The following is a 25,118-nucleotide window of genomic DNA, read 5'->3' as shown; positions in this document are numbered from 1 at the left end:
GACCTCCGCATTTTAGATCCATAGGAAATTGAAGCAGAAATCGATATTTTTTCAATAAAGCAACAATATATTGTAACAACATATTATTTTTACGGTTCTAAATTATAATGTGATTTACACTTTTTTGATTTAGGCGAAAACGTGTAAACCAGTTCCATAGAAAAAAAGAGATTTGCCCTGATCTATCTTAAAATTCTAAGGTTAGCATATGTTTTTTATAGTACAAAGGCAAGTATCTTATATAGTGATGGCTATATTTTGGTTACTGGTAATGACGAGTCAATCATATAGTCAACAAAGTAGTAGAACAACAAGTATACATCATTACGAGAAGCTTTTTATCAATGGGAAAACCCTACAGTTTCCAGTGTATTCGAATAGTATTTCTAATAATAAGCCCGCTCTCGATTTTAGGAAAATTCATCAACAAGATTTTGAAAAATATTGGGATAATGTGCGATTTAATCCGTATTACGGAGAAAATGTAAGTATTCCTTTTCAGTTAGATTTCGATGAAAAAAAATTCTCTTCACCCGTTGATAAAAAAATGGTAGTTACCTCACGATATGGTTGGAGAAAAGGGCGACCGCATCACGGTATTGACATTGATCTATGGGTGGGTGATAGTGTGAGGTCTATATTGCCAGGTAAAGTGAGATATGTAGGCTATCACGGTGGTCACGGAAATACTGTAATAGTAAGACATTATAATGGATTAGAAACGGTATACGCCCATTTATCCAAATTCTTGGTTAAAGAAAATGACGAAGTTAAAAGTGGTCAACCCATTGCAAAGGGTGGAATAACGGGAAATGCGCGAGGTAGTCATCTACATCTAGAGGTTAGATATCACGGCAAAAGTATTAATCCTGAGTACCTATTCGATTTTACTGATAAAACACCTGTACGGTCTAATGTTTTTATGGTTACTAGAAAATGGACGACCCCTCATTATCATAGATCCAATAAAAAAAGTAGAATAGTCGTACATACTTCTTTACAAGATATAGATCTGTATAAAGAAGAACAAAAGAAAATCTATACAGTCAAAAAAGGGGATACATTATATAGAATTGCAAATAGACACGGAATAGCCATTACAGAAATATGTAAAATCAATGCAATTCGAAAAAACCAGGTTTTAAAAATAGGACAGCAGCTCATAGTGAGCGCGGCACAATAATACCAAATTCATGAAAGTGTAGAAACCGGCAAATACCTATTTATAATCTCTAAAAGATGATTCTTTGAATAGGGCTTCAAAATATAATCGTTTAAACCGGCATGAATAATTTGCTTATTTAATTGAGTAACATCTACCGCTGTAAGCGCAATAATTGGCGTTTTTAGATTAAATTTACGTATTCGTTTTGTAGTACCAATACCATTTAGTTTTGGCATATTAATATCCATAAGAATAATATCATAACGATTATTCTCTGCCAAAGTAATCGCATCAAAACCATTATCAATTGTGGTACATTCAAAATTTTCTTTAGATAGCATTTTATCGGCTACCAATAGATTTAATTTGTTATCGTCTACAATTAATGCCTTTAGTTTTGTACTGGTAGAAGAGCTTTCAAAAGTCGTAGTATTGTCTATTTTTTTTATTCTTTCAAAATCTACAACAAAAGCATATTCAGAACCGTTATGCGGACTATTTTGTATGATTACCTCACCTTGTAGTGCATCGGCTAGTCTTTTTAAAATTTTTGAATTAATTCCAACACCCAAGTAAGACTTTTTAGCATTGCCAATGTCAATAAATTCCCGGTAGATTGATTTTTCGTCTTCTTTAGTCACCTGAGCCCCATCGTGATTAACTTTAAAAGAAATGGTACTAGAAGCATTTTTGTTTTTAATAAGATGAACTGAAAAATATACATTTCCGTTTTGGGTAAAACGTAAAGCGTTACTTAATAAATTCATTAATATTTGACAAAGAATTGCAGGCTCCCCCACAACATTTTGATCAATTTCTGAATCAAAATCAAAATGTAATGTGTTATCACTATTTTCTGTAGCGTAGCTAAAAGAATCTACCAAATTTTGAGCAAGTTCTTCTATGTTAAATGATTTGTTATTGATTTGAATATCCTTCGCTTCTAGATAGTTTACATGTAATACAGTATTGATGAGGGTTAACAGATAATCTCCTGAAAATTTGAGCGATTTTAGTTTTTTGTCGCTTGCGAGTTCTGGATATTCCTGAGCTATTAAATTTGTAAGCCCCATAATACCGTACAGCGGAGTTCTGAGTTCGTGACTAAGTTGCGAAATATATTCGTGTTGTGAAAGCAGTTGCTCTTCGGTTTTCTTTTGTAAAGAAAGTAATTCTTCATCTTTACTTTTAACCTCTTTTTTTGCACGCTTATATTGTATCAACAAAAACACAAACATAGCCACAAATATACCTCCGATAATATATTCGATCATAGGACTCCTTTTGTTACAAATATAAGATTAATCGTACAAGAAGTAAGGTGCAAACCATCCAAAAATTAAAACAATCCAAAGTTTTACAGGTAATTAACAACCTTACATGATAGAATTTATATCTTTATAAATGATAAAATGATGTATATACAAGGATGAAAAAAATATGGATATTGCTTTTTGGTTTAACCAGTAACTTTTTGATAGCGCAGATCGAAAATACTTCTTCTATTCGTATAGATCGAGAGTCAGCGCCAGAAATGAGTAAATTTTCACTTTCTGGTGATGTGTCTACCTCAAAATCGAACAAAGATTTTACTTTGTATACTGCTCCCAAAGAACTTAAAGAGTATTCGCGCCGTAATCGTCAACCCTTTAGTATGAACGGTGATGACGGATTTTATAAACCTGAGGTAGAAGGAACCCCCAAATGGTTTAAAAAAGAAAAGGAAATTAAAGACGCTTACAAAAGCGATCAATATTTTGGAGATTTTAAAAGTGGAGGACGTTTTGTTAGATTGATTTATCGGGACCACGGGTCTGTTGATGGGGACTTGGTAAGAATTTTTGTAAATGACGACGTCATAGCTTCTAAAGTCTTTCTTTCTGCTTCGTTTCAAGGTTTAAAAATTGATCTGCTTAAAGGATTTAATAAAATCGATATTCAAGCTCTTAATCAGGGAGAATCTGGGCCTAATACCGCAGAGTTTCATCTTTATGATGATCAGGGGGTACTTCTCGCAAATAATGAATGGAATCTTACCACTGGTGTAAAAGCTACGCTTATTGTTGTAAAAGAACAATAAGCAGATCATTTTAGTAATGTCTATCCCTTCGTTCATTTCAACATAAAAAAATCATAAAAGCTAAATCATGGCTTTAACGGGCACGATACATTTACCTGATTAAAATTGATAATTACTATAATTTAATTGCGATATTTTCAAAATAGATCCTAATTACAAAAATGTATTAATTTATTTTGAAGATCTAGGGGATGCCTTTAGCGCGTTAGAGTCAAGTTCTAGTTTTTCTAAACGCTTTTTAATTAGGTCAAGATCATTAGATAAAGCAGAGATGTCGATATTCTCCAATTCTTTGTTTCTAAACATTTGTTGGCTCATAGAAAATAAATAATAAGGGTTAACATCAAAAATTTCAACAATACTTTTCAAAACCTCATAACCGGGCTTGGTTCTTTTTCTACTTCCGTCAGATTGAAGCCTACCACTGGTAATACTATCAATAGTAGTACTTGTAACTCCAATTTTAGCAGCAAAAGAATTGTTCGATAAATTTAATTCCTCAATTATTTCCTTTAATCTTTCGTGAATATCCATGGTATTAACGTAATACTAATCTTACATTAAAATTCTGTAAAATGTTTTATAATTCCGTAATATGTTGGTATATTTATGGGGTAAATATCTTTCTTCTAAAGTATTTAAAATATATGAACTTAAAAATTATTCTGAGTTAAAAGACTGAAAAGAAAGAAAAAATTATAGCTTATGATACTTCAACGTTATTATGAACAGAAAAAACAGAAAATTCATGAGATGGTTTACCCTAATCGTCAAATAAATACTACTGTTCGTTTATTCAATGACGAGGTTTTTAAAAATGATTCGTTAGAATTTCCTCTTATTTTATTCAAATACAATACTGTAGAATGGAGCACCTCTTCAGAAAAAGAGTATAAAGCCGACGTAGATTTTAGCATTTTTATAGTGATGCAACCTTCATTCGAAAATGATTATATCGAAAGTTTTGAACTAGCTTACAAAGTTGACCAGGCCATTTTACTACATCCCAACAGGTCTGAAATTGAAAAAAATAAAGAAGATCTTAGGACTGGTGTAACCGATACAGAATTAGTCACTAATTCTTCTTTAAAAGTAAGAGAGCGACAATACACACTCGAAAACGAATACTGGGAAAAAAGCAATTTCTACATATGGGAGATTAATTATAATACTACCTTAATAGAAAAAGCGTATAAGAAGAGATACACTATGATTACCAATACATTTTTCGAATCATCTGATATTGATAATGGTGAAAAAGAAACTTTGCTTAGGCAAGATTTAAAAAAATTAGGGTATGATCTGGATGATTACTACCAAATGCAATATAACGGTAAAGATTTACTGATTTATAAGGATATTAATGAACAGCTAACCTTTAATGACATAAAAGAAATTCAATTAAATAATCAATAATAGTTAATCAAAAATCTAATTCATTCAATCATGAAAAGAAAAAATAGCTTACTCGAAAAAAGAAGAATATTTGTCCAGAATTATGTTTTACAAAACCAACATAAGCAAATGAAGTTGATCGTTGCAGAACTTTCTGAACGTTTATTTTTATCAGAACGCACCATATACAATATCTTAAATCAGAATCCAATTTTAAGTGAAGTGGCATAAATTACTGAAACTACTGTATTTGAGCAGCTGTTTTTTGGTTTTTTTTGATAGACGAAATTATTTTTATCATCAATAATAGCGTTTTGCTTGTCAAAATTTATATAACTAAAAAATTATAATATGGGTGTTTTATTCAATGACGTAGTCATTACCAAATTATCAGGGGGTCTGGGGAGAAGGACTCCGGACCAAGACATGATTTCGGGCTTGTTGTTTGACGGTCCAGACACTTTTGTAAAAGATGATGATGGAGATGATACAACCGAGGTACTATTAGAAGATGATGAATTATATAGATTAGCTTCAGTAGATGATGCTGAAGGTCTCGGAATTACATCTTCATATGATACAGCAGGAGTATCAATCTATTACCAAATCTCCCAATTTTTTAGGCTAAATCCGTCGGGTGATCTTTTTATTATGAAATCAGACAAAAGTACGTATGCAACTTTAGTAGAGGAAGCAGAAACAATGTTGTTGAAGGCAGATGGTCAAATACGACAATTAGCAGTTATTCATAGTAATACAATAACTTTTGATGCTACAAAAACAGCTATCGGCAAAGCGCAAGTAGTCGCTTCAGAAGCTTTTACTAATCATAGACCTGTAGAACTATTCTTAGAAGGTAAGGGGTTTAATGCATCAGCAACCAGTTTTGATGATTTATCAGAATTGAATGCTGAAAATGTATCTCTTGTAATAGCTATGGATACCGAGAAAGCAAAAGAAGATACCTATAAAAATACTGCAGCGGTAGGAGTATTGTTAGGTGCGGTTTCAAAAGCTAAAGTTTCTGAAAATATAGCATGGATCGAGAGGTTTAACCTTACAGGAGACGGATTTAGATCAGTTGGTTTTGTAGGTGGTGAAACACTGAATTCTGAAGGAGTACAAAAAACGTTGGACGAGTCTAAGTATATTTTCACCAGAACTCATATAGGAATTGGCGGAATTTATTTTAATGATAGCCATACCTGTACCGAGCCCACTTCAGATTTTACCTTTATTGAATCGAATAGAACCATTCATAAAGCTGCAAGACTGTCAAGAGCAGCATTATTACCTAAAGTAAATGCACCAGTGTTAGTTGATCCCGAATCTGGAACACTACCACCCTCTGTAATTAAAGGGTATGAAACGTTATGCAGATCTGCGTTAGAAAGAATGGTGGCCAATGGTGAAGCTTCAGAAATTGATGTATTTGTAGATCCACTACAAAATATTCTTGCAGATTCTATTTTAAAGGTACAAATAGAAGTAGTACCAACCGGAACAGCCAGAAGGATTGAAGTAAGCTTAGGATTCAAAAATCCTTTCGGATTAACTGAGTAATTAAAAATAAAATTTGTTAAAATGACACAAGTACCATTAATAAACGGACAAAGACACAGTTGGTCATCCATAGAGGTAAATGTATTAGATAGGATTGTTACAGGGATCACTGCAATTAGTTACGATGATGCTCAGGTAAAAGAGAACCACTATGGGGCTGGCGATATGCCGGTTTTTAGAGGAAGGGGTAAATATGAAGCGAAAGCATCTCTAACTTTATATAATTACGAAGTCGAAGCCATACAAAAGGCATTACCTAAAGGAAAAAGACTACAAGACGTACCCATTTTTGATGTAAAGGTTAGCTTTCTAGATGAAACCGACGATGTAATTACTCACGTCATTCGAAATTGCGAGTTCAAAACCAATAAGAGAGATATGAAACAAGGAGATACCAAAGTTGAAGTTCAATTAGACCTCATCGTATCTCACATAGAATGGAATTAATACAAGGATTTTAAAGTCTCAATAATTTTTATTGAAGCTTGATGTTCTAAAAAACTAAGAATTATGGAACCTACAATAGAATTAAATAATACCGCTAAAGTTATCGACGGTAATATTACCGAATCACAATTGCATACCTGGAAAAATAAGTATGGAAAGCTAATTAAGGTCGAAGTCGAGAACGATGAAGGAGAAATGTGTTTTGCATATTTCAGAAAACCTACTATGTCTACCAGAGCAGCGGTATTGCAAACATCAAAGACCGATGAGTTTAAAGCTCTTGAGGTATTGTTTAAGAATTGTTATTTAGGAGGTAACGAAGAAATCGTACAAGATGATGACTTAAAACTTTCTGTAATAACCGCTTTCGCAGATTTGACACAACCCAAAGAGGCTAAGGCAAAAAAGATTTAGCTCCTTTCCTTATTTCTGATGAAGAGGGAAAGGACGAACTTTTAAAAGCTGCAGCTCTTATACGCTATTACTTTAAGATAGACCCCTATCAGCTTTCAGATGAAGAGTTTTATCGTCATCTGGGAGAAGTGATGTGGTTACAAGAGTATTTAGATAAAAAACAAGAATATAATATGGCAAATGCCATAGCAAAAGTGTTTGGCGATGAACAATAGCTCAAATGATAAGGTTAGTCAGGCTATAGATAAACTTAATGTTACTTTAAAATCAATAAAAGTATCCTTGGATTCTTTAAATGGTACTTCTACTAACATTTCTAAGTCTATTGAAAAAGTAGTAGGTAAACCGGTCCTAGATGGAGCTAGTGGCGAGGTTGTTAACTCAGAAAAACAAATAGCTGGAAATATAGATTTTTCTTCTATAATATCTTCTCTAACTAAGCTAGAAAATTCTGTACTAAAGTTTTCAACAGCCATTAAAAACCCAATAAAAACTTTTAAAAACGCATGGGAAGACGCTATTATAGAAGTACTTTTTTTGGCATTTAAAACCCAAATAACTTTTAAAAATGTATGGAAAAGTATAAGTGGGGGAGTATCTAATGCAGCAAACTCGATTGTAAAAGTTTTTACAAATATCGGAAATCACGCTAGTAAAATAGGTTCTAAAATAATGGCTAACTATTCAAGATATGGACCAACCTTAGGAACACTTGTTAATGGATTTAAAGGAGTAACTTTTGTGCTTACAAATACTTTTGGAACTGCTTTTGATATGATGGATAAAGGTCTGATGGCTTTTTTGGAAGGAGGAATGAACGCGCTCAGCAAAATAAATTGGACGAATATAAAGAAAGCTTGGAGAAGTGGAGTAACCTCTGTCACAAATGGAGCTTTGAGTATTATTAAAAAGTTTAAGAAAACTGTTGAAAGTTTAAAGATTAACCCAAAGGCCATAGGTAAAAGTTTAGAAAATGGTTTTAAGATAATCAATGAAGGAGCATTAAAAGCAAAAAATGGCTTGACTAGTTTAAAGGATGGTTTGTCAAGTACAACAAAAATTTTAAAAGATGCGGGAGTTGAGTCAAAATTCTTGAATGGAGCTGTTACTGGTTTAACTGCAGTAATTACAATTATGTCTACAGCACAACAGCTTGCAGCTGGAGCGCAATGGGCATTAAATGTAGCAATGAATGCAAATCCGATAGGTTTAATAATCGCAGGTGTTGTTGCATTAGTGGGAGTCGTAATGTATGCCTGGAATAATTTTGAAGGATTTAGAGGTACTATTATTGGTATGTGGGAAGTTTTAAAATCTTTTGGCACAGTAATTAAAGATTATGTAATCAATAGATTTAAAGAACTTCTCTCCGGAATAACAGGAATTGGAGCAGCTATTCTTAAATTTTTTAAGGGAGATTGGGAAGGCGCATGGCAAGTTGGAAAGCAAGCAGTTACAGAATTAATTGGAGTTGAAAGTGCTAATAAGGCAGCGGAAGAATTTGTCGATGCTGGTAGAAATGCCGTTACTAATTTTAATAAAGGGTATAAAGAAGGAGTAGATAATAATTTTAGATTCTCGGTTCCTGAAAGTCTCAACCCCAATAAGAAAAAGGAAGAGAAAAAGTCTGCAATTATTGAAAGTTCCCCTGTAAAGGTTCCAGCAGGGTTCAATAGTGCAGGAGGTTCTATGAAAATGTCAGGAAAAACTATTAATGTTCAATCTCTTGTAGAAAATTTAAATATAAACGTAAATAATTTGAGGGAATCATCGGCAGAAGTAAAAGATCACGTCAAAAAAGTTTTATTAGACGCTTTACGAGATACTGAAATTGCTGTTATTCCTAAAACTAATAGATAAGCAGTTAATGAGTTTTTCATATAACATACCTAATTTACTAAATTCATTAAAGATTTCGCAAAGTCGAAGTCTGGTGAGAAATGTAACCAACATTTTAACTAGTAGTTCGAAAGACGATTATGTATCTAGTTTAAAAAATTTGACAGAAGAATTCTTTTTAGAACCTATCAAAGACCTTACAGAAATTGATGAATTCTTTATGTCGGGTGGATCATTTAGCTTACCCGTATTTGCACCATTAATTATCGAAATTCCTAGAGATGAAATTTTAAATATCAAAGGACTTCGTGGTACTAGTAATTTAGAATCTGATGATGAAAGGTTCATTACAGAATTAGCTGGTGCTGCTTTTGGATTTAGAATAGATGGTGTATCTATTGCCGTAAGCAGAAGTAAAAATATAGTTACTACTGCGGTGCAAGGTAGAAATTATACAGTAAAAGAATTCATTTCTAATGGAGATCACACTATAACTGTAAATGGTGTTTTAGCAAGTCAAGGTAGAGGTTATCCAACTAACCAAGTGGTACAATTGAGAAATATTCTTGATAGTAATCGATCGTTAAAAGTAACTAATGCTTTATTGCAAAGAATGGGTATTCTTGAACTCGTAGTTACTGATTATGAATTTCCTAGTAACGAAGGGCTTAAGAATATTCAGCCTTTCAGCTTTAATGCACTTTCTGAGCAACCCCTCGAAATCAAAAAGCAACAAGCAGAAAAATCTTTAAAATCAACATTAGAGAACATTAAAGAATCTTCTTTGAAAGGTTTAGCGTCTCGTTTATAAAAATAGTTATGTTAGAGTTGGCTTGTTTGATTAGGGTTTATGAAGTAGATGAAAATGGTAAATCTAATGGAGAAACAATAGATATTACTTTTGCTAATGAAATTGAAATCGAAAGTACATGGAGAGAGTTTACTGATACTGCGACTATTTTGTTACCACGATTTGTAGATGCTGACATTAAAGATCTCGATAAACAAAAAGAAAATTTTAGAGATCGTCTTTTATTATGGGCAGAATACCACCCGCCCATTGAGATTTACTTGGGGTATGGTACTCCAAAGCATTTAGCATTTAAAGGAGTGATACGCGACATAAAAGGAAGAGTACCGGTTGAGTTGATTTGCGAGGATTACATGTACTATTTTAAAACAGGATTGGTAGAATTTTCAAATGATGACACTACTTTACAAAAATTAATAGATGATTTCCCTACGGTAATTGATGAAACAATTGATAAAAAGATTCAAATTGACGCAAAGGATATTAGAATAGGAACTTTTATTACCGAAAAGCCAATGTCTCCTGTTAAGATTTTAGAGAAGTTGCGGGATGATTATGGGCTTTATAGTTTTATTCGGTTTGATGATAATGGTAATACAAGCTTAGTTATAGGCAAAGAGTATGACGAAGTAAATACTAAATTTAATGGCAATTTTATATTTTATAATAATGTGATAGAAGATGAGCTTGAATATAAATTAGAAAAAGATATACAGGTACAAGTAGAATATATTGCAAAAGGTAAGAACGAAGCAGATGAAGTTAGAATAGTTAGTCCAGAAGATGCATTTGAAAGAGATGTGGAAAAATTTTCTTTTGAATTTTTTTTACCAGCAAACACTAAAGATTTTTCTGATAGTAAGCAGAAAAACCTACTTATAAGTAATTTACAACTTTTAGCACAACAAAAGCTAGCGACTATAAAATATGATGGTTTTAGAGGTAGTTTTACAACTTTTGGGGATGTTTTTTTTGAAGATGAAAAGATGGAAGCCAACATAGGAGGTTTTGTAAAACACGGCAATTACATTCAATTTAAAGAACAAGACTTAATTTTTGGTGTACCTGAGGATAAAAAAAATCAAATGTATTTTGTAGATGGCGTAGGCTATTCATTCGGGCAAGGTGGATTTAGACAAAAAATTCAACTAGGCAAAGAGAAGATTGAAAAATCTTTTACTCGTGTTCTACCGTTTTAGAAGAATTCATTAAAATTGGTGTGATTTTTTCTAACTTTTTACGGAGTTCTTTTTGTAAAAAAGGTATACTATCAAATTCTGCAATTTCTTCCTCCCATCCATCATAAATTTTAAGATTTCCTTGTCCTTCTAATAAACCTCTTGAGTAAAATTTTTCTTCCAGTAGACTACCGTCTTTTAAAAACTTTTTTAATACTCCATGAGGTTTTCCTTGAAGAAAATAACCTACATTCTCTAATTCTCCAGTACTGTAGAAGCTCATTTTTTTAATGAGTTTTCCAAAATTATTGAAAAAATTGATTACGTTCAGCTTTCCTCTTTTGTAGAAAACTTCAAATCTTCGTCCTTCCTCCTTGTTCAAAAAGAATATCATTGTAGGAATACCTTTCTGATCATAAAAGATATTGATATCCGGTTTTCCGTTCGAGTACGCAAGAACGTGTTGTTCTACTTGATTAGCGTTATAATTGTAATATCTTACGTATTCTTGACTAATTTCATTATCAATTCTAGATACTGCTTTAATTTGTCCTTTTTCATCATACTCTATAGATTTTATCCACTGTTTACCATTATAAATACGCTCTTCTTTGATGCTTCCATCCTCATACGTTTCGTATATTTCGTTTCTGATTTCTGTATGAGGTTCTTGCCCAAAAACTAAAGTTGAATATACTATAAATAGAAAAAGAATTATATTTCTCATGGTTGCTATTTATTCTCTAAAGTTAATTCAATAATCCTCTTTCTCAAAGTTTGTGCCACAAGAATAACCTTAACAAAAAAGATAAAACCTAATTTTTTTGGTAAAATTCGAAACAACTGAAACTACTGTAATATGTTCTAAAATTAATAACAAAGATGATACTATAATAGTATTTTTCGATTTTTTAAAATTATACTATTTAATATTTACTATGAGTGAAATTGGTGATATAATCAAAAAAATAGCTAGCCAAGTTGATACTGTCACCACTTTTGCGGCTATTGTAACAGATAACGAAATAAAAGAAGTAGATGGTAAAAAGGAATATGCGGTAACCGTAAGAAAGTTGGCCAATGTTGGACAGGAATACGATAATCTTCAAACAGAATTAGATTCATCATACAAAAGTGATTCAGTAAACACAAAGGATAATGACAAGTCTAATATCGATCCTACTAGAAAAAGCAATTTTAAAATAGAATACAAAAACGTACGATTAAAATCGACCATTAACGATATTAATCAAGGTTTGATAATAATTCCCAAATTAGGAAGTTGGGTACTGGTCTCTGTAATTGATAATATTTCATCAAAATTATTCATTTCTCAATTTTCTGAAATCGATAGCATTCTGGTAAAAATTGACAAATCACTAAAACCTAATGCATCTAACGATAACGAAGAACCAGAATATTTCGAAGTAGATTTTAATGCCAATACTTTCGATATGAAATTTGGGGATCTTTTTGAAACCCATATTAATAAAGAGCAATTCAACATTAAATTTTTACAACCAAAAGAGAATGATGAGAATTCACCGCAAAAGATACTTTCAGAAGTGAATTATGTAAAAGATAACTTATACATCACTTTTTTGGATGATGATGAAAAACCAAGAGCAACGGTACATGCAGATCAGGAAAATCTAAATGTTAGTTTTCTGGAAAATGAAGAGGAGACACTTGCCACAAAATTGAATAAAGAAAAAGTTACTATCGAAGTTGCAGACGGTTGCACAGCAGTAATTGAAAAAGATAAAGCTTCTATTACTACTAATGGTGGTACCGAAGAAATAAGTATTGATAAAAATACAGGGGTTACTTTGAAAAGTGGTTCTAATATCAATATAGATGCAAGTGGATCAGTTACTATTTCTGGTAGTAGCGTAAATATAAATTAAAAACTATGACAGCATCAACAGAGTATTTGAAAAATGGAGATCAACTTGAATGCAATCAAGGAAGTGCACCAGCAAATTTAACCACTACGAATGGAAAACAAGTGACTATAGAAAGTAAATCTTGTGCCAATGAAACCGATAAGATTGTGGGGGCTAATATCCCAACTTTTGGAACATGTAATGTTCTTAGTGGGCCGTGTGCTCCAGTGGTAACAAATTGGCTAGCCACTAAACCTGATGTTAATATAGGAGGATCGAAGGCTCTTTTGAAGTCGTCAACTATTCCTTGCACTGTTGGAGGTATTGTAAAACCAAAGTAGCCTTTTGTAAATCTACTGCAAACACAGGAAGGCCTTAATGAAAACCTTGATATCTCATAGAGTTTCAGATATTTTTATAGAGAATTTTAATATTTCATAATGGATGATTTTGTGATAAACAACGATATTATAGTTGAAGATGGTGATTTCAAAATTGGAGAATCAAGTCAACAACATGTAGAGCACATTTTATTATCTCATAAAGGTGCTTATAAAGAATATCCCCTTTTAGGAGTAGGTATTGCAGATTTTTTAAAAGGCAATACAACTGTGAATAGATTACGACTTGAAGCCGAGATAGAGAAACAACTGATTCACGATAATTTTAACGTAAGAATTATTGATGTAACAAATATTGAAAATATTGTAATCGATGGCAACTATTAAACCACAGGAAAATCAGACCATTTTTGATATTGCACTTCAAGAATATGGAGGAGTAGAAGGAATTTTTAGCCTCTTAGATGATAATGGGTTTTACCAGGTTGATAGAGAACTATCGGTATATGAAGATCTGAGAATCAACAGTAGTCCCACACGAAGAGATATAAAAGCATTTTACGTATCCAGAAATATTTTACCTGCAAATGGTATTTCGAAAGAGGATTTAACATTACTTGATGTACAAGATCGACCAGATGGGATTGGATATATGACCGTAGAAGATGATTTTATTGTTCACTCGTCTATAGATCCAAAATAAAGAATAAACTTAAAAGCTAGCATCGTACTATGGCACGTACCATTACAGAAATACAACAGATCATTCTTACCGAAAAAGAAAAGTATGTCGAGTTAGATGTTTTAAATAGTACTTCAAAGACCGCTATTTGGAGGTTATGGACTTTTATAATTTCAACAGCGATTTGGTTACATGAAAATATAGTTGAACGTAATGCCTTACTATCAAGACCACACACCTTAAACTGGTACCGTGAACAAGCCTTTAGCTATATACCAGGGGCAGACCTAATTTGGAAAGACGGATATTTTCAATTTGATACTAATGGCATAGGAGATGTCGAAGCTGCAAAACTTATCAAATATTGTTCTATTTCTGAGAGATTATTCAGTGATATATTTACAGATGATCAAGATGTCACTCAAAATACAGAGGAGTTAATCAAAGAATACTATTACAACCAAGTAGGAATTGTTACTATTAAAGTTGCCAAAGAAGAAGGGGGGATCCCTGCTCAATTAACTACGGGTGAAAGGCTGCCATTTATCGCATTTATGAATGAAATAAAAGATGCTGGGACACAACTACGTATTATTTCAACTGCCGGAGACAAAATACGAATAGTGATGGAAGTTTATGTAGATCCTTTAGTCATTTATACTCAAGGAGTAAATGCTGGTGCTTTGATTAGTGATTCTTCAATAAAACCGTTAGAGGATGTAATATTGAGTTATCTAAGAAATCTTGAATTTAATGGCGCTTTTGTTCCAACATTTTTAATTGATAGAGTTCAAAGCGTACCAGGTGTTAAACTCCCTCTCTTACGTCAAGTAAAAATAGCCGCATTTAATCAGGATTTTTCTTCGGGCAACACGGTGTATGATGATACTGATAATAGAAAAGAAACCTCTTTTTTTGTACCAACTTCGGGATATTTCAACACAAATTTTGATACAACCAATGACGAAGGTATATACATAACGTATTATCCATACAACCTACAAACAGATCCTAGCTTTAATATTTGATGTATGCAAAAAACGTATCCAAAGTATACCACCATTGATTGGAAGCGCACACTACTGATGTTAATTCCTCCTGTCTTAAAAAAGAGAAAACATGCGCTATGGTTACAGGCACTTTTAAAACCTTTGAGTGAGACTTATGAAGACACGCTTTATAAGATGCAACACAACGGACAAGTGATTTATATGGAAAAAGTTTTAAATGAGCTATTTAATAAAAGGCGCAACTATGAACGTTATCCATTCACAAGTCAAAAGGCTCAAAATGGTCTTATCTTTATCGATGATGCAGATCGTCCTGCGGTTCAATATTTGTATACAAATGATGAGATCAAAGCTGGATACGATCCCATATTGATCTACACAAATAACCCAGATGATAATCAAAAAGAGTTTAACTACTTTTTATATTTATCGAGTGATTTGGATTTGAGCAGTACCGAGTATTTCAACTTTAGAATCAACATACCTTCTGATATTCTTGAATCTAAAAATGCTATTCTAAACGAGATAAAGTCATTAAGTACTACTTCGGTACAAACTCCTATAAAAGATAAAATGCTACAAAACGTTGATAAGAAATTGAGTTTTGAACCGGGTCATTTGTATACCAATCATCCAAATGCGGTTAAAATAACCACTCCAAGATTTCATAAAGTGGTTAATTTCTACAAATTGGTAGCGAAGAGTTATGAAACCAGAAAATACGAATATTCAAATTTAAGTAACGCACCTTCAGTTAAAAATAAAGAATAAAGAATAATGAAAAGAGTCAATTTTGGACATAAAGGAGGGTTTCCTTTAGAGCAGGAAACTTTAATTCACTTGCAAAGGGCTTATGCAGATGATATGTTAGAAGCATTATTGAGTCAGTGGGGAATTGATCCAAATCAAAACTATTTAGTTAAAGAAGCTAGTACGAGCGAAGACGGATGGATAGTTTCAACCTTTACGAGAGAAGAAATAAATGCACAAACTGGGAATACGTTTACAGTTACCAAACCAGAACTACTTCGGTTAAAATTTAATGGTGGTACAAAACCGAACGTAGAAATTATTGATTTACGTAAAAACACGGGGAATCTTGAATATGCCGATGGTCAAACGAAAAGAGTATACGAAGAGTGGGTTGGGCAGTATGTCACTACTCCTTCAGATCCAGATAACGTGGTCATTACCGGGTTAATTACACTTAAAACCATCATCGCATTAACCACAGATATTTCAAATATTACTACGGTAATCAATGACGTAAAGGAAGACTATCTACCTAGAGATGGATCCAAAGCAATGACAGGGGATTTGTCTTTGGGTGAAGATAAACCAAATCTTACCATAGGAGAGGAAGGAAACAAATTAATTTTCAGAGGTACATCCGGCAATACTGATGGAGTTTATATGAGTAAAATTACTCCATCTTCAGATGTATCTCAACTTAGAATTACAATAGGTGATAACGCGCAGTCAGGCTCAAAAGATGCATTGACTATAGGCGGTTCTGTATCTGGAGGAACTTCCTGGTTAGAAAGATTTAGATTTCAAACCGACGGTCGTGTAGGAATTGGAGTCGATAATCCAGTTAGAAACCTAGATATAGACGCAGGGAATAGTTTTCTGCGATTTAGAAATTTACCTCTAGTTACGGTTAAGGAAGAAAAAGCATTGGTTATCAACACCTCTGGTGATGTGGGAATATCTAGAGAAAGTATTTTAACACCTAATGCAACTGAAACAGTAAGAGGAAAGGCTGAAATAGCTACTCAAACTGAAACCGATGGTTCTACCGATGATTCACGTTTTGTTACCCCCAAAAAATTACATAATCGAATAGCTACTACGTCTAGACGAGGTATTGCAGAATTAGCAAACTTTAATGAAGCTATAGCCGGTACAGATAATTCGAAAATAATGACTCCACGTCGAGTACGTGATTATTTATCTTCTAATTTAAAATTTACATATGGAAGTCTTACAACCAGAAATAGAAGCCAACAAGGATATCGGGATTGGAATACAAATTATGCAGATGTTTTTCCGCCATCTGGATTTATAATGTCCAATCTTTTGGCATTTATACCAAGTATGCGTTGGATTCAATATAGTGGTGATGTCGATGGGAATGATTTATTGTATTGTAGATATCAAAGAAGAACAGATAGAGTGCGAGTAATTGCTCAAAATTCAGAAAATAGAGGCAGTTCCTCTATAAATTATTTAGCAATATGGAGAAAGTAGAAGTATATTTTCAAGTAGAAAACGGTAATATTGTTGGATACCATAGTGATGAAATTGATAGCAAAAATTTACCTAAAGGAACAAAAATGGTTAAGGCAGACGTCGAAAACCCTGAGTTGTTGTTAGGTCTAGAAGAAAAGTTTATTAAAGAAGAAAATATTGAAAGACTCGAACATGAGTTTGATACAGTGTTTATTGAAAATCAAAAAATTCCTGAACAACAGAGTATTAAGAAAAGACTTAAATCTTTACTACTAGATATTCAACTTGCAGAAGAATTGGATGAAAATGTATCTGATCTAAAAAAAGACTTTGAAAAGCTAAAACAAGAATATAAAGCACTAAAAAAAGATTCGATAACCAAAGTAGATGCAGGTCGATCGAGAACAATTACGTTACCGAATAATAAAACCAATCTGAATGGTGATGTTTTTCCAGAAAAAGGAGAAATAAAATCAATCACCTGGTCTAAAATAAAAGGTAGTGGAGGAAAAATAAAAGCCCCCGATCGCTTAAGCACTACAGTTACTGATCTAAAAAGAGGGTATTACGAATTTAAGCTCTCTGTGACTAATGATCAAGATAAAATAATATCAGATATCGTTAAAGTTAAAGTACAAAGAAAAAATAATGAAGATGATGACGATTAGTGTTAAAACCACATAAATAACCTTTTATCTCTTTTAATCATATTATAAAGCTTTATTGTATTCTTAAGTAAAATACATCAACTGATGAAGTAAGCCATAACCATAAGGATGATATTTACCCACATGATTAAATGGCGATTCTGTCTGACTATTAAAAAACAATAAAAAGAAACAGATGAAACAACCAAAAGAAAAGCTTAAATCCTATTTTGAAACAGGTGATAAACCTACACAAGATGAATTTGCTGATCTAATAGATAGCTATCATCATATTGATAACGGTTTATTGGTAACTGATGTAGATACTCTTGACGACGGAAATGAAAAGATAACTTTTTCTAACGGAGCATCTGTTTTGGTTCAAGCCTCAACGCCTATTTCATCTTCAAATAATAAAATTAGAGTCATCGATCTAGGCGTTATCAATCCATTTCGTGGAGTGGTCTACAGGAATCGCGATATGGTGCTAGCTTCAGAAAAATTAGCTATAAAAGAAACTAAGGATAACTTGAGAATAGCACCTTCAGACTATTTTTTTCGAAATCAAATAGAGCGAGAGATTGTTAACATTATCAATAATTTTGATCCGCCGCTGGTAGTTGCAGATGACGAAAATATTGTTTTCGAATTTGATATTGGTGATACAAGTGATGGCGAATTTCTACCTAACCTTAGTTTATAATCATTTATTAGCATGAGATCAAATAGTTATTTTTTAAAATCAGGAAAAGGTACGTATGGAGAAGGTCATACACAAATTGCTCCAAAAGATATATACGTTAACCATATTTCATATAACGATAATACAACTATTCGCGAGGGGATTAAGCAAAAATTTAATCCAACACTAGGAAATTTTTCTAACGAATATTCAGTTCAAAACACTAGAGCTTTTTATTCACTAATTGGTGATGTTTTAACGTTTTCTATTTCTTTTAACGACATCAATACCCTGGTGCAAACCCCTAGTCAATTTATTATTAATCTTAGGTTGCCTTATGCAGCCGAAGTACATACACCCTTACAAATAGGAAGAAGAACGAATATTGATGCAGATCTACGTTTTGCAGAAATTCTTAGAGGGCAAACAATTATAGCATTTTATGATACTTCATCAAAGAGGATTTCTAATGTTCTAATAGATAATGGAGAACTTACATTGTCAGGATCATTTATATTAGGAAGTTTATTCTCATAGTTCAGTTTGAACATCCAAAAGCGGCAATAATTTATCGCTATCGGCTTCAATCTACCTTTCAAAATGTAACGGAGATAGATCTAACGGCTTTTTAAAACAAAATCATATATCAAAACTTAGGTTCATTTAAAATCCTCAGTTTCAAAAAATGAAACTGGTGGTGTGTATTATTGCATATTATTAACAAAATAAAACAATACTACTATGTCAAAAGAAAATTTTGATACCAAATTAGCGGAACTAGAACGTTTACCCCAAGAGGTTATAAAAGCACCGGCACAACCTGTAGATGTAACGATACAGGAAGCCGAAAACCTGTTTATTTGGATACAAGATGATAAAGAAGTTTTAATGAGTAAAGGTTTAGACTGGGAAATATTTGTAGCCGATCTTCCTGTACGCACAGGTGCTTGCCGATATGCACAAGCACTATGGGTTAAAGAGCGCTATAGCCAAGAGGAAGCGACCAAATCCTGGAAAAAAGAATCACCAAAAGCTTACGAATTCAGGGATGACTTATTGGCCGATATGAGATTTGCTTTTAGAAAACGACCAGATGTATTGAATCGTGTTCGCGAAATAGCTAACGGAGAGGGCAACGCTGATATGATCCAAGATCTAATGGATATTAGTGTTCTAGGCAAAGCCAATGTATCTGAACTAGAAAAGATCAAATACGACCTAAGGGTATTAGATATTGCAGAACAAAAATCAGATAAACTTGCAGATTTACTAGCCAAAGCAAACGGTGCTTCACTCGATAACTCTCAGGCCAAAGACATTCGTGATCGGGCACTCACGCATCTTAATGAAGCTATAGATGAAATTAGAGATACTGGTAAATACGCCTTTCGAAAAGATCCAGAGCGTTACAAAGGGTACATAAGCAGATATCGACGTAGGTGAGACTGTTTATAGTTGATGGTCAATAGTCGATGGTTGATGGTTGATGGTTGATGGTTGATGGTTGATGGTTGATGGTTGATGGTTGATGGTTGATGGTTGATGGTTGATGGTTGATGGTTGATGGTTGATGGTTGATGGTTGATGGTTGATGGTTTGACCGAATTGGATACTTTTTAAGCACTTCTATTTTTTAAACCCGCTTTATGCATTAGAATTTCGTTATGAGGTTTGAAAATGCCATAAAACCAAGTGTTTTCTAAGTTTCGGCATAGCACCGCTACGGTGAAATTTGAAAATACAACGTAGTGCTTAGTTTTGCAGCAGTTTAATAGCCGTAATAGATTTTCCAATGCATAAAGTGGGTCAAAACTTCAGATTTAGTAAAAAAGCGAAAAAAACAAAAATTAATTTGTAAATCCTTGATAAACAATAATTTAAATTATTAAGCTTACTCTGATTTGTAATAACAAACCCAAATCTATATTCATTTTACTTGACCTGGTGGACTACCAATATCAATTTCATTCATATTCCAGTCAAAAATCTTATAATTAGTAATATGAGTTTCTTTTTTTAAATAAACTTGAATATCATTTATCGAGACGAATTCTTTGAACAGCTCATAATCATCACTTTCAAACCATACAGATTGAAATCTTAGCGTATAGATTTTATTCTTCTTGCGTTGATCGGTCTCTTTTCTTTCGTACTCTAGATTAGCTTTTTTTTCGTTTACCTTTAGGATTTCTAAATCTCCATTGAGTATATTGGGATATTTTCGTAAAAGTAAACTTATTCCTTTTAAATACTCGTCATTAATAGTTTTACCATAAGCATAGTAGCTTTCCCAAAGTTTATTTGAACCTTCTGCTTCCATTTTTGATCTTCGATCCTCTAGACTACCATATAATTGTTCTCTTTGTTCTTCATAAGATTTAAAAATAATATTGTCAGGTTCAAGGTGGGTAATATAATAATCATTGATAGAAATCCATATATACGATGAGCATATCATTTCAACGTATATCCTGATAGCTAGATTGTCTTTGTTTGCAACATAGTTTATACCATATCCAAATTGTTCATATTCAAAATCGGAAAATCCATAATCCTTAATAAAGCTAAAATACGCTTTCAGGCTTTTTTCTATATCAATTGTTATGTTACTTTCTTGATCAGAAGCAGGTTTTTCAAAAAATATATCTGTACGGATTACATATTTATTACCTTTAATAATCCGGCAACCTTTATGTTTTATTTCGTGTTCAAAAATTAAAGCAGTTCCAACCTCCGGATGAATAGAAAAATTTTCAAATTCTGTAGCTCCTCCTTCAAAATCACCATTAAGATATACCATAAAGGTTAACCTACTTTCCTTCCAATCATGAATTTTTACTCTACCATCCCTATGCTTATTGAACCGCTCACCGATATCATACTTGTAAAATCTAAAACGCTCATTTACAGAAGTAGGGACCCAGTCTTCATATCTTTCTTCTACGAAAGGTTGAATTCGTTTCCAAAATGTTTCTGCTAGCACTTTATCAGTAATAGTAACTCTTTGATTGTTTCTAATACCTTTGATCATTTTAGGCCCTTCTGAAGTGGCTACTGTTGCTTCTTCATAACCTATTTTCTCACTACGCCTAATGAATTTATTACATTCTGCTTCAGAGAGAAAATTTTTAATGACATAAACTCCATCTGCTATTATTTCCTTCTTCATAACTAGGTTTGTACTATTATTACATTATTTTTTCATGCACTTTTTTACATCTTTAAACCATGTGGTTTTATAATCAGGATTGGCAAAAAAATGCCCCTCTTCAAAAAAATAGTGTTTCTTTATTCGTTTGATCGTTTTAGTATATCCAATAAATAATATCAATGAAATTAAAAAAGGAATCAATGATATGAGCAACCATGATAAAGGAAATTGAAAAACAGTATTAGAAATATTGTATGTAAGCATTAGAAAAAATAAAAAACCAATAAAATAAACCGCTGAAAAACATCTTTTAATTTTCTGTTGTAGTTCTTGTAAAGCTCTAAATCATCTTCCAAATCGTCTAATAGATTTTTTGGAACCGGTTTTTTAGTAAGACTCTTATTTTTAGGTTGTTTTATCATTTACAAGGTTACATTGATGGACTTAAGAAAAAACACCTCTTTTTAATATTATTGTTTCCTTCGATTTTTAATGTAAAGAAAAAGTGTTCAATCAAAGCCGGAAGGAGTAAGTATACTGCATAAAAAACAGGAATCAAGGCAGCCACTCCTATCACCCTCAACATAATCAAAGCAAATCGGGCATAACCTCCCCCATAACCAATTAGAATGAGCAAGCCTATTATAAAAACTGTGATCGCCAACCAGGGTAATTCTGTTTTAGTAGTATTCTTCATGTCCATTTTCTTTAAGTTACAAAAAAAAATTGAGTTTTATGATATGGTTAATGTTAAGCTTCTGTAATTTATTTATTTAGCTAAAATTGATGAAATCATAACAAGAGTGATGACAAAACTGCTTTTAAAATCACTATCTTAAAAACGAACAGCATAATAACCATTTTTTTTGAATAGTTAGTAATTTCAACAAAAGTGAGTATGAGTACAACTTTTAATAAGAATATTTTACCTGAATTTGACAGTATAAAAGATAGTGGTGAAGATATTATCTGGTCGGGGAAACCTATCTTTATTCCCTATGCACTAGAAGGAATTGGCAAAAGACTTATTCCTATTGCCTTTGGGGTGATTTGGATTTTAGTAAGTATGAATAGCGCACCCGAAGGTACTAATGGAAGATTCGAGTATTTTTCATTGATTGGTTTAATCCCCATAGCGCAAGGATTATACCCACTTCTAAACAAACTATTTTCTTACCCAAATACTATTTACGCGTACTCAAACAAAAGAGTGATGATACGCACAGGTTTTATGGGTACCGACTTTAAAATTATAGACTATGACAAAATTTCGGATATTGAAATTACTGTGAATATGATCGAAAGAATGTATGATGTGGGAACAATCCGGTTTTTTAGTGGAAGAACAAAAACATACGAAGGAACTACTACGAAAATTTATGATAAATGGCTGGGAATTAAAAATCCTTATGAAATTTTCAAATTGGTAAAGCAAACATCCTTAGATATTAAAACGGATATTCATTATCCAAATGCTCTAAGACCAGAGACTAATACTGGTTATCGAACGAAATACGAAAGAGAACAACAATAGCTTAGACTTTTTGTATATTCTTTTATAACTTAAGCAAAAAGCTATACTTTTTTATTTGAGTTGTTTTACATCAGAAATAGTATAAGTATTAAGAACATAAAGAAAAAAATTCTTAATTTGTATGTATGCAGTTTTCAAACGAAAGACAATTAAGCATTACCCAAGAAAAAATTGAAACCCTCAGGAGGTTAACATCAGAATTAGCTGAGCTTGAGAAGAAACAAGTCTCTAAAATGGTTATTGATTTGGGTCTTAAAAAAATATTACTAAAAGATCAAAGAGAACTTAATGCTTTAAGTAGATTTTCTTTGACTTCTATCTTTACTTTTATATTGGGGATAAGAGCAAAAAAGTTCAAAGAAAAAAAGCAAAAAGTTTTAGCCGCTAAACTTGATGTTGAAACATCGCAACAAGCTCTTAATTTGATAGATCAAAGAGTTAAAGAGATTCAACATAAAATCAGCTCGATGGCCGACATAGATGACAAGTATAAGCAACTTCTCAAAGAGAAAGAACACTATTTATTTGAACATAATATCTCAATATCATTAGAAATTCACTCTATATTGGAGAAGATAAGTACTATTAAAATAGAATGGGAACAAGTATCTGAGACTATTAAAATCACCGATATAGTTTTAGCTAAAATCAGGAAACTCCAACCAATACTAAACGGAGCAGAAAACTGGGCCATATATGATATGTTTGGTGATGGTGGGGTATCAAAAGGGGTTAAGTATTCTAAAATTGATGGTGCAAAAAAACTCATTGCTCAAATTCAGACTTATCTGACCACTTTGGTGAATGAATGTAAACACATAGGCATCGACTATATTGTCAAAAAAGACATCACCATTAAAAGGTTTTCTAAATTCATAGATATCGTGTATGATGGATTAGTTACAGGATCTGATATTAAAAGAAAAATTACAAAATCAAAGAAGAATATCAAAGAGCTTGAAGAAGATATTTTTCGAATCAGGAGAGACTTACTTCACAACAAAAATAAACTGGAAATGGATAAAATAGCCTATGAGCATAAATATGAAGCCTTACTTTGTGATAGTGTGTAATTATGAGTATTTAATTATAAAATTCTAAGAATATTACCTTTAATTTGAGTGTAAAGTGAAGTTTTGTTTTTTGAATGATTTTATCGTACTTTATTGAAAATCCACCACAATATGGAAGCGATTCAAAAAACACATGAATATCAACTTGATAAGTACACTTTCCAAGAACCTTATGAAACTATTACTGCTGTTGATAAAGCAGTTTTGGATATCCTGTCTTATAATTATAAATCAAATATCAATGCAAACAGCGGTAACCGGGAAAAATTACAGTTGATTTTAAGTTTTTTGAAAATTGAAAACATATTTAAAGAATTTTCTATTAAAAAAAATATTAAGGAAAGTACATACACCGAACTTCGAGGCAAAAGTGGATATGCCGTACTGGATACCTTTTTAATAATTCAATTAACTTCTGACCATGCTGATAAATATCAAATATACGAAGGATACAAAAAGTTCATTGATTATATGTCAGATTTTGAGGAAGAACTCAAAACAAATTATGAATCACAAAATAAACAGGTAGCTAGAAAATGGAAAAGAAAACAGGAGCAAGAATTTAAAGAAGCTGATAGAGAAGTTCGTATTATTAGTTTTATTTTTCTTATTTTAATTACTTTAGTTTTTATATATGGATGTTAATTTTTTGACTTTCTACCTCTCGCTTAAATATCTAATAGATGCTGCAAAAATTTGAAGTTTATGAAGAATAAGATACTGAAAAATAGGTGTTTTCAGGATGCTTCTCTTCAAATTGAATAATTTTTAAAATATTATTTGTCTGTAAGCATCCGAGCAACTACGTTACAGGAATTTCTTGATATCCTGGCAGCAGTTCTTCAAGTTTTTATAAGTTATGGTGTAGTAGCCACTACTTGATCTGACAGTTGTTACTTATCCGACATCATGCCTTTGCGCTAAATTTATTTCTTTCTCAACTACCTCTTGATTTATGGAGGCAGTTTGTGAAAGAAATAAATTTTCT

General features: G+C 32.4%; 29 protein-coding genes. 24 read left to right on the top strand and 5 right to left on the bottom strand.

The genetic code is table 11. The features are described from left to right. Positions 1-208: 208 nt before the first annotated feature. Positions 209-1,183, top strand: coding sequence for a M23 family metallopeptidase (locus J8281_RS15100; protein WP_210198484.1), 975 nt, complete (start codon positions 209-211; stop codon positions 1,181-1,183). Between the two features lie 8 nt (positions 1,184-1,191). Here the strand turns inward: J8281_RS15100 and J8281_RS15095 are convergent, their stop codons facing one another. Beyond that, positions 1,192-2,439 (bottom strand): response regulator, encoded by a 1,248-nt coding sequence (locus J8281_RS15095; RefSeq protein ID WP_210198483.1) that lies wholly within the window; start codon positions 2,437-2,439, stop codon positions 1,192-1,194. Between the two features lie 155 nt (positions 2,440-2,594). Between J8281_RS15095 and J8281_RS15090 the strand changes: the two genes are divergently transcribed. Further along, positions 2,595-3,245: a hypothetical protein gene (locus J8281_RS15090; RefSeq protein ID WP_210198482.1), complete on the top strand. Its 651-nt coding sequence runs from the start codon at positions 2,595-2,597 to the stop codon at positions 3,243-3,245. 171 nt (positions 3,246-3,416) lie between these two features. On the opposite strand, the gene J8281_RS15085 is transcribed toward J8281_RS15090, so the two are convergent. Beyond that, positions 3,417-3,779, bottom strand: coding sequence for a helix-turn-helix domain-containing protein (locus J8281_RS15085; protein WP_210198481.1), 363 nt, complete (start codon positions 3,777-3,779; stop codon positions 3,417-3,419). Between the two features lie 171 nt (positions 3,780-3,950). Between J8281_RS15085 and J8281_RS15080 the strand changes: the two genes are divergently transcribed. From J8281_RS15080 to J8281_RS15045, 8 genes are all read left to right on the top strand, one after another. Beyond that, positions 3,951-4,661: a hypothetical protein gene (locus tag J8281_RS15080; protein WP_210198480.1), complete on the top strand. Its 711-nt coding sequence runs from the start codon at positions 3,951-3,953 to the stop codon at positions 4,659-4,661. 30 nt (positions 4,662-4,691) lie between these two features. Next, positions 4,692-4,871 carry a hypothetical protein gene (locus tag J8281_RS15075; RefSeq protein ID WP_210198479.1) on the top strand — a complete coding sequence of 60 codons (180 nt, stop codon included), beginning with the start codon at positions 4,692-4,694 and terminating at the stop codon, positions 4,869-4,871. Between the two features lie 120 nt (positions 4,872-4,991). Continuing rightward, positions 4,992-6,203 carry a DUF2586 domain-containing protein gene (locus tag J8281_RS15070; protein WP_210198478.1) on the top strand — a complete coding sequence of 404 codons (1,212 nt, stop codon included), beginning with the start codon at positions 4,992-4,994 and terminating at the stop codon, positions 6,201-6,203. Positions 6,204-6,224: 21 nt separating this feature from the next. After that, a complete protein-coding gene (locus J8281_RS15065; RefSeq protein ID WP_210198477.1) occupies positions 6,225-6,650 on the top strand; it encodes a hypothetical protein in 426 nt (141 codons plus the stop codon). Positions 6,651-6,713: 63 nt separating this feature from the next. Beyond that, the gene (locus tag J8281_RS15060) at positions 6,714-7,064 is read left to right on the top strand and encodes a hypothetical protein (protein ID WP_210198476.1); all 351 of its coding nucleotides are present in this window, start codon (positions 6,714-6,716) and stop codon (positions 7,062-7,064) included. Between the two features lie 204 nt (positions 7,065-7,268). Continuing rightward, positions 7,269-8,924: a hypothetical protein gene (locus J8281_RS15055; RefSeq protein WP_210198475.1), complete on the top strand. Its 1,656-nt coding sequence runs from the start codon at positions 7,269-7,271 to the stop codon at positions 8,922-8,924. A 7-nt stretch (positions 8,925-8,931) separates the two neighbouring features. Next, positions 8,932-9,714, top strand: a complete 783-nt coding sequence (locus J8281_RS15050) for a DUF6046 domain-containing protein (protein WP_210198474.1) — start codon at positions 8,932-8,934, stop codon at positions 9,712-9,714. 8 nt (positions 9,715-9,722) lie between these two features. Further along, positions 9,723-10,913: a hypothetical protein gene (locus tag J8281_RS15045; protein ID WP_210198473.1), complete on the top strand. Its 1,191-nt coding sequence runs from the start codon at positions 9,723-9,725 to the stop codon at positions 10,911-10,913. Here the strand turns inward: J8281_RS15045 and J8281_RS15040 are convergent. Next, complete coding sequence (locus J8281_RS15040) at positions 10,891-11,619, bottom strand: hypothetical protein (RefSeq protein ID WP_210198472.1); 729 nt, start codon at positions 11,617-11,619, stop codon at positions 10,891-10,893. The genes J8281_RS15045 and J8281_RS15040 overlap by 23 nt on opposite strands. Before the next feature lie 211 nt (positions 11,620-11,830). On the opposite strand from J8281_RS15040, the gene J8281_RS15035 reads away from it, so the two are divergent. The 11 genes from J8281_RS15035 to J8281_RS14985 all read left to right on the top strand — a co-directional run bounded on the left by J8281_RS15035 (position 11,831) and on the right by J8281_RS14985 (position 19,815). Next, on the top strand, positions 11,831-12,799 hold the full coding sequence (locus J8281_RS15035) for a hypothetical protein (protein ID WP_210198471.1): 969 nt from the start codon (positions 11,831-11,833) through the stop codon (positions 12,797-12,799). 5 nt (positions 12,800-12,804) lie between these two features. After that, the gene (locus J8281_RS15030) at positions 12,805-13,119 is read left to right on the top strand and encodes a DUF4280 domain-containing protein (protein ID WP_210198470.1); all 315 of its coding nucleotides are present in this window, start codon (positions 12,805-12,807) and stop codon (positions 13,117-13,119) included. Positions 13,120-13,218: 99 nt separating this feature from the next. Beyond that, positions 13,219-13,506, top strand: coding sequence for a hypothetical protein (locus J8281_RS15025; RefSeq protein WP_210198469.1), 288 nt, complete (start codon positions 13,219-13,221; stop codon positions 13,504-13,506). Next, positions 13,493-13,822, top strand: coding sequence for a hypothetical protein (locus tag J8281_RS15020; RefSeq protein ID WP_210198468.1), 330 nt, complete (start codon positions 13,493-13,495; stop codon positions 13,820-13,822). The genes J8281_RS15025 and J8281_RS15020 overlap by 14 nt, the downstream gene beginning before the upstream one ends. Before the next feature lie 29 nt (positions 13,823-13,851). Further along, complete coding sequence (locus J8281_RS15015) at positions 13,852-14,829, top strand: hypothetical protein (RefSeq protein ID WP_210198467.1); 978 nt, start codon at positions 13,852-13,854, stop codon at positions 14,827-14,829. 3 nt (positions 14,830-14,832) lie between these two features. Continuing rightward, positions 14,833-15,582, top strand: coding sequence for a hypothetical protein (locus J8281_RS15010; protein WP_210198466.1), 750 nt, complete (start codon positions 14,833-14,835; stop codon positions 15,580-15,582). Positions 15,583-15,588: 6 nt separating this feature from the next. Beyond that, the gene (locus J8281_RS15005) at positions 15,589-17,061 is read left to right on the top strand and encodes a hypothetical protein (RefSeq protein ID WP_210198465.1); all 1,473 of its coding nucleotides are present in this window, start codon (positions 15,589-15,591) and stop codon (positions 17,059-17,061) included. Beyond that, positions 17,049-17,711: a hypothetical protein gene (locus J8281_RS15000; RefSeq protein WP_210198464.1), complete on the top strand. Its 663-nt coding sequence runs from the start codon at positions 17,049-17,051 to the stop codon at positions 17,709-17,711. The genes J8281_RS15005 and J8281_RS15000 overlap by 13 nt, the downstream gene beginning before the upstream one ends. Positions 17,712-17,886: 175 nt before the next feature. Further along, positions 17,887-18,393: a hypothetical protein gene (locus J8281_RS14995; RefSeq protein ID WP_210198463.1), complete on the top strand. Its 507-nt coding sequence runs from the start codon at positions 17,887-17,889 to the stop codon at positions 18,391-18,393. A gap of 12 nt (positions 18,394-18,405) precedes the next feature. Continuing rightward, positions 18,406-18,909, top strand: a complete 504-nt coding sequence (locus tag J8281_RS14990; RefSeq protein WP_210198462.1) for a hypothetical protein — start codon at positions 18,406-18,408, stop codon at positions 18,907-18,909. A gap of 204 nt (positions 18,910-19,113) precedes the next feature. Continuing rightward, a complete protein-coding gene (locus J8281_RS14985; RefSeq protein WP_210198461.1) occupies positions 19,114-19,815 on the top strand; it encodes a hypothetical protein in 702 nt (233 codons plus the stop codon). A gap of 484 nt (positions 19,816-20,299) precedes the next feature. On the opposite strand, the gene J8281_RS14980 is transcribed toward J8281_RS14985, so the two are convergent. Both J8281_RS14980 and J8281_RS14975 read right to left on the bottom strand, forming a co-directional pair. Next, positions 20,300-21,541 (bottom strand): 2OG-Fe(II) oxygenase, encoded by a 1,242-nt coding sequence (locus J8281_RS14980; protein ID WP_210198460.1) that lies wholly within the window; start codon positions 21,539-21,541, stop codon positions 20,300-20,302. 412 nt (positions 21,542-21,953) lie between these two features. Continuing rightward, positions 21,954-22,220 (bottom strand): hypothetical protein, encoded by a 267-nt coding sequence (locus tag J8281_RS14975; protein WP_210198459.1) that lies wholly within the window; start codon positions 22,218-22,220, stop codon positions 21,954-21,956. Positions 22,221-22,421: 201 nt separating this feature from the next. Between J8281_RS14975 and J8281_RS14970 the strand changes: the two genes are divergently transcribed. The 3 genes from J8281_RS14970 to J8281_RS14960 all read left to right on the top strand — a co-directional run bounded on the left by J8281_RS14970 (position 22,422) and on the right by J8281_RS14960 (position 24,775). Next, entirely contained in the window at positions 22,422-23,057 is a 636-nt protein-coding gene (locus J8281_RS14970) for a PH domain-containing protein (RefSeq protein ID WP_210198458.1), read from the top strand. Positions 23,058-23,182: 125 nt separating this feature from the next. Next, a complete protein-coding gene (locus tag J8281_RS14965; protein WP_210198457.1) occupies positions 23,183-24,130 on the top strand; it encodes a hypothetical protein in 948 nt (315 codons plus the stop codon). A 111-nt stretch (positions 24,131-24,241) separates the two neighbouring features. Continuing rightward, the gene (locus J8281_RS14960; protein WP_210198456.1) at positions 24,242-24,775 is read left to right on the top strand and encodes a hypothetical protein; all 534 of its coding nucleotides are present in this window, start codon (positions 24,242-24,244) and stop codon (positions 24,773-24,775) included. The last annotated feature ends 343 nt before the right edge of the window (positions 24,776-25,118 follow it).

Origin of the sequence: Aquimarina sp. U1-2 (assembly GCF_017897595.1) — a bacterium.
In the GTDB taxonomy this organism is placed as follows: Bacteria; Bacteroidota; Bacteroidia; order Flavobacteriales; family Flavobacteriaceae; genus Aquimarina.
Note: the sequence above shows the minus strand (reverse complement) of the source record. Positions and strands in the feature narration are given on the sequence as shown.

Bases quoted from the DNA above. Each gene is read 5' to 3' on its own strand.
- J8281_RS15100 (WP_210198484.1), top strand. From the start codon at position 209: ATGTTTTTTATAGTACAAAGGCAAGTATCTTATATAGTGATGGCTATA.
- J8281_RS15095 (WP_210198483.1), bottom strand. From the start codon at position 2,439: ATGATCGAATATATTATCGGAGGTATATTTGTGGCTATGTTTGTGTTT.
- J8281_RS15090 (WP_210198482.1), top strand. From the start codon at position 2,595: ATGAAAAAAATATGGATATTGCTTTTTGGTTTAACCAGTAACTTTTTG.
- J8281_RS15085 (WP_210198481.1), bottom strand. From the start codon at position 3,779: ATGGATATTCACGAAAGATTAAAGGAAATAATTGAGGAATTAAATTTA.
- J8281_RS15080 (WP_210198480.1), top strand. From the start codon at position 3,951: ATGATACTTCAACGTTATTATGAACAGAAAAAACAGAAAATTCATGAG.
- J8281_RS15075 (WP_210198479.1), top strand. From the start codon at position 4,692: ATGAAAAGAAAAAATAGCTTACTCGAAAAAAGAAGAATATTTGTCCAG.
- J8281_RS15070 (WP_210198478.1), top strand. From the start codon at position 4,992: ATGGGTGTTTTATTCAATGACGTAGTCATTACCAAATTATCAGGGGGT.
- J8281_RS15065 (WP_210198477.1), top strand. From the start codon at position 6,225: ATGACACAAGTACCATTAATAAACGGACAAAGACACAGTTGGTCATCC.
- J8281_RS15060 (WP_210198476.1), top strand. From the start codon at position 6,714: ATGGAACCTACAATAGAATTAAATAATACCGCTAAAGTTATCGACGGT.
- J8281_RS15055 (WP_210198475.1), top strand. From the start codon at position 7,269: ATGAACAATAGCTCAAATGATAAGGTTAGTCAGGCTATAGATAAACTT.
- J8281_RS15050 (WP_210198474.1), top strand. From the start codon at position 8,932: ATGAGTTTTTCATATAACATACCTAATTTACTAAATTCATTAAAGATT.
- J8281_RS15045 (WP_210198473.1), top strand. From the start codon at position 9,723: ATGTTAGAGTTGGCTTGTTTGATTAGGGTTTATGAAGTAGATGAAAAT.
- J8281_RS15040 (WP_210198472.1), bottom strand. From the start codon at position 11,619: ATGAGAAATATAATTCTTTTTCTATTTATAGTATATTCAACTTTAGTT.
- J8281_RS15035 (WP_210198471.1), top strand. From the start codon at position 11,831: ATGAGTGAAATTGGTGATATAATCAAAAAAATAGCTAGCCAAGTTGAT.
- J8281_RS15030 (WP_210198470.1), top strand. From the start codon at position 12,805: ATGACAGCATCAACAGAGTATTTGAAAAATGGAGATCAACTTGAATGC.
- J8281_RS15025 (WP_210198469.1), top strand. From the start codon at position 13,219: ATGGATGATTTTGTGATAAACAACGATATTATAGTTGAAGATGGTGAT.
- J8281_RS15020 (WP_210198468.1), top strand. From the start codon at position 13,493: ATGGCAACTATTAAACCACAGGAAAATCAGACCATTTTTGATATTGCA.
- J8281_RS15015 (WP_210198467.1), top strand. From the start codon at position 13,852: ATGGCACGTACCATTACAGAAATACAACAGATCATTCTTACCGAAAAA.
- J8281_RS15010 (WP_210198466.1), top strand. From the start codon at position 14,833: ATGCAAAAAACGTATCCAAAGTATACCACCATTGATTGGAAGCGCACA.
- J8281_RS15005 (WP_210198465.1), top strand. From the start codon at position 15,589: ATGAAAAGAGTCAATTTTGGACATAAAGGAGGGTTTCCTTTAGAGCAG.
- J8281_RS15000 (WP_210198464.1), top strand. From the start codon at position 17,049: ATGGAGAAAGTAGAAGTATATTTTCAAGTAGAAAACGGTAATATTGTT.
- J8281_RS14995 (WP_210198463.1), top strand. From the start codon at position 17,887: ATGAAACAACCAAAAGAAAAGCTTAAATCCTATTTTGAAACAGGTGAT.
- J8281_RS14990 (WP_210198462.1), top strand. From the start codon at position 18,406: ATGAGATCAAATAGTTATTTTTTAAAATCAGGAAAAGGTACGTATGGA.
- J8281_RS14985 (WP_210198461.1), top strand. From the start codon at position 19,114: ATGTCAAAAGAAAATTTTGATACCAAATTAGCGGAACTAGAACGTTTA.
- J8281_RS14980 (WP_210198460.1), bottom strand. From the start codon at position 21,541: ATGAAGAAGGAAATAATAGCAGATGGAGTTTATGTCATTAAAAATTTT.
- J8281_RS14975 (WP_210198459.1), bottom strand. From the start codon at position 22,220: ATGAAGAATACTACTAAAACAGAATTACCCTGGTTGGCGATCACAGTT.
- J8281_RS14970 (WP_210198458.1), top strand. From the start codon at position 22,422: ATGAGTACAACTTTTAATAAGAATATTTTACCTGAATTTGACAGTATA.
- J8281_RS14965 (WP_210198457.1), top strand. From the start codon at position 23,183: ATGCAGTTTTCAAACGAAAGACAATTAAGCATTACCCAAGAAAAAATT.
- J8281_RS14960 (WP_210198456.1), top strand. From the start codon at position 24,242: ATGGAAGCGATTCAAAAAACACATGAATATCAACTTGATAAGTACACT.